General features: G+C 49.4%; 2 protein-coding genes. Both read right to left on the reverse strand.

Annotated elements, in window-relative coordinates; translation table 11 throughout:
• On the reverse strand, nt 1-554 hold a 554-nt coding region (locus tag HRU21_13575), incomplete at its 3' end, for a 16S rRNA (cytosine(967)-C(5))-methyltransferase (GenBank protein NRA43312.1).
• Nucleotides 547-1488, reverse strand: coding sequence for a methionyl-tRNA formyltransferase (locus tag HRU21_13580; GenBank protein ID NRA43313.1), 942 nt, complete (start codon nt 1486-1488; stop codon nt 547-549). The genes HRU21_13575 and HRU21_13580, both read right to left, overlap by 8 nt.
• Nucleotides 1489-1562 lie beyond the last annotated feature (74 nt).

Here is a 1562-nt window from a genome sequence, read left to right on the forward strand (position 1 = left end):
CGAGTCGTCTTGCATAAATTGGCTCGCACGGCATAAGGCGCCGGTTGATTATTGGCATCAAAAATCTCGGCATAATGATCGGGATAAGCCTGCCTGATACTGGCAATTAACCAGTCTGGATGTTCGTATTGCGGTTTTGGCATAGGTTGTGCGTCAAGCCCACGCAGTATCGCGTTAACCAAACCAACCGCCCAAGGCTTGCCAAGGGATTTTGCCGCCGTAACTGCCGAATCAATCGCCGCATAGCTCGGCTGACGGAGATGCCGCAACTGATATGCGCCGACTAGAAGCAGTGCATACACATCCTGGTCTTTTTGTCGCAACGGTTTTTTAAGCTGTTTTTCAAGTTGCTGAGCGAGGCTGAAATAAAACCGGCAAACGCCATAAGCTAATGCTTTAGCTAGGCTTGCATCTTGAACTGATAAGCTAGTTGTTACGCTTGCAAGCGTCGCGGTTAATGACTGCCTCTCAAGTACCGCTGAGACTGCTACGGCGGCCGCCACCCGCGGATTGTTTAACGCTTTTGGCTTAGTCCTGCGACGCGATTTAGGCAAAAGCTTGTCCAACGGCAAAATAATCGCGCCGGCCATTTAACACCGCCGCGGTTGCCATACGTTTAGCGTTTGGCAACTGAATTTCCAATAGTGAAAGTCGCTCGCTGCCGTCGCCACAGGCAACCGTTAAATGTTGCTTAGTGATACTGACTATCTCGCCAGGCTGCCGAATGTCAGCTGGCGGCAGAACATCTACTGTAAAAATTTTAACTCTATCGTCCTGCCATGCGGCATAACAGGTATTCGCCGAGTTAAAGGCATGAATTATCTTCAACAATCGCTGTGCAGAATAAGACCAATCGACCGCCGCTTCTTGCTTAGTTAATTTTTCAGCGTAATTAGCTTGGCTGTGGTCTTGCTGTATCGGCTGTAACTGACCTTTTTCAAGCTGCTGCAGTACCTGAATCAACGCTTCACTGCCGATACCCTGCAGTTGCTGGCGTAAGGCATCGCCAGTGGTTGATTGCTCTATAGCACAGCGCTTTATATGCAGCATATCGCCGGTATCTAAACCTTGATCCATTTGCATAATGGTCACGCCGCTTTCTTGATCGCCCGCAGCAATCGCCCGCTCAATCGGTGCCGCTCCGCGCCATCGCGGCAAAATAGAGGCGTGTACGTTGATACAGCCGAACTTGGGTAACTGCAACACCGCCTGCGGCAAAATCAAACCATAGGCCACAACAATCATAAGATCGGGTTTTAAGTCTGCCAGCTGTTGCAGCGACTCGGCCGACTTAAAATTCTGCGGCTGAAATACAGGAATCTCCTGGGCTTCAGCAATTTGTTTAACCGGCGTTTGAATTAATTTTTTACCCCGACCCTTTGGTCGATCAGGCTGGGAGTAGACCGCGACAGGTTTTATGCCGTGTTGTAACAAAGACTCAAGCTGCGCGGCAGCAAAGTCAGGAGTACCGGCAAAAATAATACGCATATCAATAAACCCTATTTATGCAACTATACTGCAGCTTGTTTGCGGTGCGCTTTTTCTAGTTTATTGCGAATCCG

This window comes from Pseudomonadales bacterium, assembly GCA_013215025.1.
Classification (GTDB): domain Bacteria; phylum Pseudomonadota; class Gammaproteobacteria; order Pseudomonadales; family DT-91; genus DT-91.

Bases quoted from the DNA above. Each gene is read 5' to 3' on its own strand.
- HRU21_13580 (NRA43313.1), bottom strand. From the start codon at position 1,488: ATGCGTATTATTTTTGCCGGTACTCCTGACTTTGCTGCCGCGCAGCTT.